The following is a 6,238-nucleotide window of genomic DNA, read 5'->3' on the forward strand; positions in this document are numbered from 1 at the left end:
CGCCACGCCCCTGCGTGTCGAATGTAAGGGGATGGTTGCTGCGCCCCGTTTCCACCCGTGCTTCCCGCAGGGGGGAAATGGCGACCTGCGGGATATGTTCCCATGCGCCCAGTTCCTTCAGCACCGAAACCGAATGATGGGTCAGGGCGATCTCGCGCCCGTCAAACGCGGGTTCGGCCCAGCGCGACTGTGACGCGCGTTCCAGCACCGCAACGGACAGGCCACGGGCCTCCAGCGACAGGGCGGCGGCCAGCCCCGCCGGGCCACCACCCATTATGGTTACGTCATGATATGTCATTGCCCGCTTCCTGTCCGTATGCCGTCTCTTGCAGGTTACGCATCCGCGTCAAATTGCACCGGGCTTCCCGTCCACTCGGCCACGTATCCGTCAACCGAACGGCGCTTCGGCGCGACGGCACCCGGCCGTGGCGTGCCGACAAACAGGAAACCCGCCAGCTTATGGGGGGCAGGAAAGCCCAGCTCGGCCGCAAGTTCCGGATCATATGTCACATCGCCACTGACCCACACCCCGCCAAACCCCGTGGCATGCAGGGCGTTGAGGATATTCATGGCCGCGGCCCCTACCGCCAGTTCCTGCTCGATCAGGGGGATCTTGTGTTCGGGACGCAGGTGCATGCCCAGCACAATGACCAGTGGCATGGTGGAAAAACGGGACTGCCGCTTTTCGATCTTGGCCGGGTCGACCACCGGGTCCAGCCGCTTCATGCTGGCCACCACACGTTCCGCCACTCTGGGCCGGGCATCGCCACGCACCAGTACGTAACGCCATGGGCGCAGCTTGCCATGGTCCGGCGCACGCATGGCGGTGGACAGGATGTCGTGCAGTACATCCCCCGTGGGGGCGGGTTCCATCAGCGCATCGGTGGAAAAGCGCGACAGGAGAAGGTCAAGCGATGTCATATGGTCGTTCCCTGATAAGCTGGGCGCCCGCTGACCGTCCATGGCCTGATGGCGGGAGTCATGACGCGACACCATGCAGCAAGTCGCCTGTCCTGCCAATATCCACCCGGCCATGCACTGCCAGCACCATGGGATCGGTATGGATTCCGGCTTCGGGCTTCTGTAGAAGGGGGGCATGAATACCCCGCGCACCGCCACGGTCCACCGCGCCACCAGCGAGACCGACATTACCGTCACCATCAACCTTGATGGCACGGGACAGACCCGTATCGAGACCGGCATCGGTTTCCTGGACCACATGCTGACCGCCCTTGGCCGTCACAGCATGTGCGACCTGGAGATTACCGCCAGGGGCGACCTGCATATCGACTACCACCACACGGTGGAGGACACCGGCATCGCACTGGGCAAGGCCTTTGCCAGGGCCATAGGCGACAAACGTGGCATCCGCCGTTACGGCAGCGCCACCGTGCCGCTGGATGAAGCGCTGTGCGAAGCGGTGGTGGACATTTCCGGCCGTCCCTTCCTGGCGTGGTCCGTCACCTTCGGGCGTGACAAGATCGGGGAAATGGATACCGAGCTGTTCGAGGAATTCTTTCGTGCCTTCGCCATGAGCGCACTGGTCACGCTGCACGTCATCCAGCGTGCGGGCCATAACTGCCACCATATTGCCGAAGCGGCCTTCAAGGCGCTGGCCCGCGCGCTACGTACCGCAAGCGAGGCCGACCCGCGCGCGGGCGGCATCATCCCGTCCACCAAGGGCAGCCTGTGACATTCTATTCCGCCCTGCTGCCACCCGTCCGCGCCACGGGGGCGGCCGCATGGCCGGTCATGGTGGCGTGGCGCATGTCATGGCTGGTGCTGCTGTGCGGATGGGTCGGGCTGTTACTGCGTGGCTGCTGGGTCAGCGGGCTGATCGCGGGGGGCGCGGCCATCATGATCGGGCGGCTGTTGCCGCTGCCGGTCGCCCTGCCGCTGCTGGGCGGGCTGCACCTTATCCTTGCGCTGAACGCCCCGGACCTGCGGCAGTGGGAACTGCGCCTGCGCGGCTACCGGCCCGCGCGCGGCGTTTACGCCACTGATCCCAAGGCAGCCCTGCTGCGCTGGATGGACCATGACCGGTCCCGTCCCCTTTCCCCCGTATCATGAGGCATCCCATGCCCACGCCCGCGCATCCATCCGCACAGTCCATCGTGGTGATCGACTATAACGGCGGCAACCTTGCCTCCGCCGCCCGCGCCCTGTCCCGCGCGGCACAGGACAGCGGCATTGACGCCACCGTCACCATCACCGCCGACCCGCAGGCCGTCATGCAGGCCGACCGGATCGTCCTGCCCGGGCAGGGCGCGTTCGCCGACTGCGCGGCGGGTCTGGCAGCGCGGCCCGGCCTGCATGACGCCATCGTGGACGCGACCGATAACGGCACGCCCTTCCTTGGCATATGCGTTGGCATGCAGCTTATGGCCGAACGCGGGCGTGAACATGGGGTTACACCGGGATTTGGCTGGATTGCGGGCGAAATCGCCCTTATGGACGCCCCCGGCCTGCGCCTGCCGCAGATGGGGTGGAACCAGCTGGAATTCACGCCCAATGCCCATCCGCTGACCGAAGGACTGCCGGTGGAAGCGCATGGCTATTTCGTCCATTCCTTCGCCCTGCGCGGATATGACCCGGCCGACATGGTGGCGACCACCGATTACGGCGGCACGGTGCCTGCCATCGTCGCGCGCGGCAACCGGGCGGGCACGCAGTTCCATGTGGAAAAGAGCCAGAAGGTCGGCCTGCGCATCCTGTCCAATTTCCTGCGCTGGACGCCTGCGCCGGATTACACGCCATGACACGGCAGGCCCCTACTGCCGGCACCATCCATGCCGAACGCGTGCAGCAGATGCATGAAGACGACCTGCATGCCCTGTGCGACGCGACCAACGCCGCCATTCTGGATGGGGGCGGGTTTGGCTGGCTGGCCCCCCCGCCGCGTGAAACGATGGAGCGGTATTTCCGTGGCGTCCTGCTGGTGCCCGAACGCCAGATGTTCGTCGCCCGGCTGGATGACATGATCGTGGGTTCGGCCCAGCTTGTGCGCCCGCCGCGCAATAACGAAGCGCAGGCCATGAGTGCGACACTCATGCATTTCTATATCGCCCCCTACGCCCGCGGGCAGGGACTGGGCCGCCTGCTTCTGAACGAGGTGGAAAGCTGCGCGCGCAGCATGGGTTACCAGATCATCAACCTTGACGTGCGCGAAACCCAGACCGACGCGGTGCGCCTGTTCCGCAGCAGCGGCTTCCACCACTGGGGCACCCATCCCAGCTACGCCCGCACGGATGGCCGCACCGTGCGCGGCCTGTTTTTCACCAAGCGCCTGCAGGATGACGAGCGGATCGTACCCGCCCACCCGCAGGCGGCTTCAACCCCCATCCCTGCAGCAGGACATGCCCCCGTGACCGGACACAGCCTGACACTCTATCCCGCCATTGACCTCAAGGACGGCACATGCGTGCGCCTGCGCCGCGGGGAAATGGACAACGCCACCGTCTATTCCGATGATCCCGGCGCACAGGCGCGGGCGTGGATCGACGCAGGGTGTTCATGGCTGCATGTCGTGGACCTGAACGGCGCCTTTGCCGGGCGTTCGGCCAATACCGAAGCAATCGAATCCATCATCGCCAATGCATCGGTGCCCGTGCAACTGGGTGGTGGGCTGCGTGACCTGGAAAGCATCGGCAAATGGCTCAATGCCGGGATCAGCCGCGTGATCCTGGGGTCCATCGCGGTCAAGAACTCCGAACTGGTGCGCGAAGCCTGCCGCCTGTTCCCCGGCCGGATCGTGGCGGGCATTGACGCGCGCAGCGGGCAGGTCGCGACCGAAGGCTGGGCCGAGACATCTGAAATGAAGGCCGTGGAACTGGGCCAGCGCATGCAGGACGTGGGCGTTGCCGCCGTCATCTTCACCGAAATCAGCCGTGATGGCATGCTGACCGGCATCGATATCGAACAGACCGCCGACATGGCCAATGCCCTGTCCATTCCGGTCATCGCCAGCGGGGGGGTGGGCAACCTTGACCACCTTGCGGCCCTGCGTGCCGCGACCGCACAGGCGCCGGGCATCGAGGGCGTGATCGTGGGACGCGCGCTGTATGACGGGCGCATCGACCTGGGCGAAGCCCTGCGGGTTCTGGCCTGATGCTGAAGCTGCGCGTCATCCCCTGCCTGGATGTCAAGAATGGCCGGGTGGTCAAGGGCGTCAACTTCGTCTCGCTCCGTGACGCGGGCGACCCGGTGGAACAGGCGGCCGTGTATGACGCGGCGGGGGCGGATGAACTGACCTTCCTCGACATCACCGCCAGCAATGAAAACCGCGACACCATCCTTGATGTCGTCAGCCGCACGGCGGAACGCATATTCCTGCCGCTGACGGTGGGCGGCGGCGTGCGCACCACGGACGACATGCGCCGCCTGCTGCTGGCGGGTGCTGATAAATGCGCCATGAACTCGGCCGCCGTCTCGCGCCCCGAACTGGTCAGCGAAGCCGCGCAGAAATTTGGCAGCCAGTGCGTGGTCGTCGCCATTGACGCGCGCAGTGACGGCCATGGATCATGGGAAGTCTACACCCATGGCGGCCGCACCCCCACGGGGCGTAACGTGATCGACTGGTGCCGCGAAGTGGCCGAACGTGGCGCTGGCGAAATCCTGCTGACCAGCATGGACCGCGATGGCACGGGCAAGGGATTCGACCTTGACCTGCTGCGCGCGGCGAATGCTGCGGTGCGCATTCCCATCGTGGCCTCTGGCGGGGTGGGAGAACTGGCGCATTTTGTCGAAGGCGCCCGCGCGGGGGCCACCGGCCTGCTGGCCGCCAGCGTGTTCCATTTCGGACAGTTCACCATTCCGCAGGTCAAGCAGGCGCTGGCGGCAGCGGGCCTGCCGGTTCGCCTGAGCGACTGATACCCTTTTCCTGCCCATTCGGAGCATTGTGATGGCCAAGCCAGAAAAATCCCGCAAGAACGCCCCGGCAAAAGCCGCCGCCGCCAGCCTGAATCTGGAAGCGGTGGGCCCTGCCACCCCCGAAGTGCTGGACCGCCTGTTCGAGGTTGTGGAATCGCGCCGCGGCACGGACCCGTCAGTCAGCCATTCCGCCCGCCTGCTGGCGCGCGGTCGGCGCAAGATCGCGCAGAAATTTGGCGAGGAAGCTGTCGAATGCCTGATCGAGGCCGTGGCGGGCAACCGGGGCGAACTGGTCAGCGAAAGTGCCGACGTGCTGTACCACCTGATCGTGATGTGGGTGGATGCCGGGGTGAAACCGGCGGAAGTCTGGGCGGAACTGGCACGCCGCGAAGGCACCAGCGGCGTTGCCGAAAAGGCTTCGCGCCCGCGCGACCCGCTGGCCTGACCCCCACCCGCAAACAGGAGAGTACCCATGGCCGTCAACGGCACCGGACCCTATGACCCGCAGAACGTGTTTGCCCGCATCCTGCGTGGTGAACTGCCGTGCAGGAAAGTGTATGAGGACGAATACGCCCTCGCCTTCCATGACATCGCCCCCAAGGCGCCGGTGCATGTGCTGGTCATTCCCAAGGGGCCATTCGTCTCCTTTGCCGATTTCAGCAGCAACGGCACGGAAGCCGAAATCACCGGCTTCACCCGCGCGGTGGGCAAGGTCGCGCGCGACCTGAAGCTGGAAGCTCCCGGCTACCGCCTGCTGTCCAATGTGGGCGTGGAAGCGGGACAGGAAGTGCCACATTTCCATGTCCACCTGTTTGGCGGCAAGGCGCTGGGCGCCATGCTGCCGGGCTGAATGGTCAAAAGGTTCTGAATGCCGCCTTTTTCAAAAAGGCGGCATTCTTCGAAGCTTTTTGAAAACAGCTTCACCAGGGTCTGTTGGGAATTGTACTTTTTCAAAGTCACCAAATGTGATTCAAAATCCGTATGGATCGCTTCGTACTGACAGATGCCCAATGGGCGAAAATGGAACCGCTGTGCCTTGGCAAGAAAACGGATCGGGGGCGCAGCGGGCAGGACAACCGTCTTTTCATTGAGGCGGTCTTATGGATTGCCCGGACCGGCAGCCCATGGCGGGACCTTCCGACGTATTTCGGGCATTGGAACTCGGTCTATTCCCGTTACAGCGACTGGATGAAAGCCGGTGTTTTCAAACGGCTTTTTGAAGCGGTCTCTGACGAGGCCGACATGGAATATGCGATGATCGACGGCACGGTGGTCCGGGTTCACCGTCATGGTCAGGGCGCAAAAGGGGGACCAGAAGTCAGGCGATAGGACGCAGTGTGACGGGATGGTCCACCAGGATCATCGCCAT

At 64.7% G+C, this 6,238-nt stretch carries 9 protein-coding genes and 1 pseudogene (1 of these 10 only partly in view); 8 read left to right on the forward strand and 2 right to left on the reverse strand.

Features of this window, described 5'->3' with window-relative positions; all coding sequences use genetic code 11:
- Together ubiM and GEU01_RS17625 are read right to left on the reverse strand one after the other, a co-directional pair.
- Nucleotides 1–298: the 5' end (the start) of a 5-demethoxyubiquinol-8 5-hydroxylase UbiM gene (gene ubiM / locus GEU01_RS17620; protein ID WP_019087137.1), read on the reverse strand. Its footprint begins 884 nt before the window's first position; only the first 298 of its 1,182 coding nucleotides appear in the window; the start codon lies at nucleotides 296–298; its stop codon lies off the left edge, out of view.
- 35 nt (nucleotides 299–333) lie between these two features.
- Nucleotides 334–921, reverse strand: a complete 588-nt coding sequence (locus GEU01_RS17625) for a nitroreductase family protein (protein WP_026018843.1) — start codon at nucleotides 919–921, stop codon at nucleotides 334–336.
- 175 nt (nucleotides 922–1,096) lie between these two features.
- Here GEU01_RS17625 and hisB point away from each other — a divergent pair, with 175 nt between their 5' ends.
- The 8 genes and pseudogenes from hisB to GEU01_RS17670 form a co-directional block, all read left to right on the forward strand.
- Complete coding sequence (hisB, locus tag GEU01_RS17635; RefSeq protein WP_010508186.1) at nucleotides 1,097–1,693, forward strand: imidazoleglycerol-phosphate dehydratase HisB; 597 nt, start codon at nucleotides 1,097–1,099, stop codon at nucleotides 1,691–1,693.
- Nucleotides 1,690–2,070 carry a hypothetical protein gene (locus tag GEU01_RS17640; RefSeq protein WP_010508184.1) on the forward strand — a complete coding sequence of 127 codons (381 nt, stop codon included), beginning with the start codon at nucleotides 1,690–1,692 and terminating at the stop codon, nucleotides 2,068–2,070. Before hisB ends, GEU01_RS17640 begins: the two co-directional genes overlap by 4 nt.
- Before the next feature lie 8 nt (nucleotides 2,071–2,078).
- A complete protein-coding gene (gene hisH / locus GEU01_RS17645) occupies nucleotides 2,079–2,759 on the forward strand; it encodes an imidazole glycerol phosphate synthase subunit HisH (RefSeq protein WP_019087140.1) in 681 nt (226 codons plus the stop codon).
- On the forward strand, nucleotides 2,756–4,108 hold the full coding sequence (gene hisA, locus GEU01_RS17650; RefSeq protein WP_019087141.1) for a 1-(5-phosphoribosyl)-5-[(5-phosphoribosylamino)methylideneamino]imidazole-4-carboxamide isomerase: 1,353 nt from the start codon (nucleotides 2,756–2,758) through the stop codon (nucleotides 4,106–4,108). The genes hisH and hisA overlap by 4 nt, the downstream gene beginning before the upstream one ends.
- Nucleotides 4,108–4,869 (forward strand): imidazole glycerol phosphate synthase subunit HisF, encoded by a 762-nt coding sequence (gene hisF / locus GEU01_RS17655; protein WP_010508180.1) that lies wholly within the window; start codon nucleotides 4,108–4,110, stop codon nucleotides 4,867–4,869. The genes hisA and hisF overlap by 1 nt, the downstream gene beginning before the upstream one ends.
- Nucleotides 4,870–4,900: 31 nt before the next feature.
- Complete coding sequence (locus GEU01_RS17660; protein ID WP_019087142.1) at nucleotides 4,901–5,314, forward strand: phosphoribosyl-ATP diphosphatase; 414 nt, start codon at nucleotides 4,901–4,903, stop codon at nucleotides 5,312–5,314.
- Between the two features lie 27 nt (nucleotides 5,315–5,341).
- Nucleotides 5,342–5,719, forward strand: a complete 378-nt coding sequence (locus GEU01_RS17665) for a histidine triad nucleotide-binding protein (RefSeq protein ID WP_010508178.1) — start codon at nucleotides 5,342–5,344, stop codon at nucleotides 5,717–5,719.
- Between the two features lie 131 nt (nucleotides 5,720–5,850).
- Nucleotides 5,851–6,238 (forward strand): annotated as a pseudogene (locus GEU01_RS17670) (IS5 family transposase); the annotation flags it as partial.

It is taken from the genome of Komagataeibacter europaeus LMG 18890 (genome assembly GCF_000285295.1).
Lineage (GTDB): Bacteria > Pseudomonadota > Alphaproteobacteria > Acetobacterales > Acetobacteraceae > Komagataeibacter > Komagataeibacter europaeus.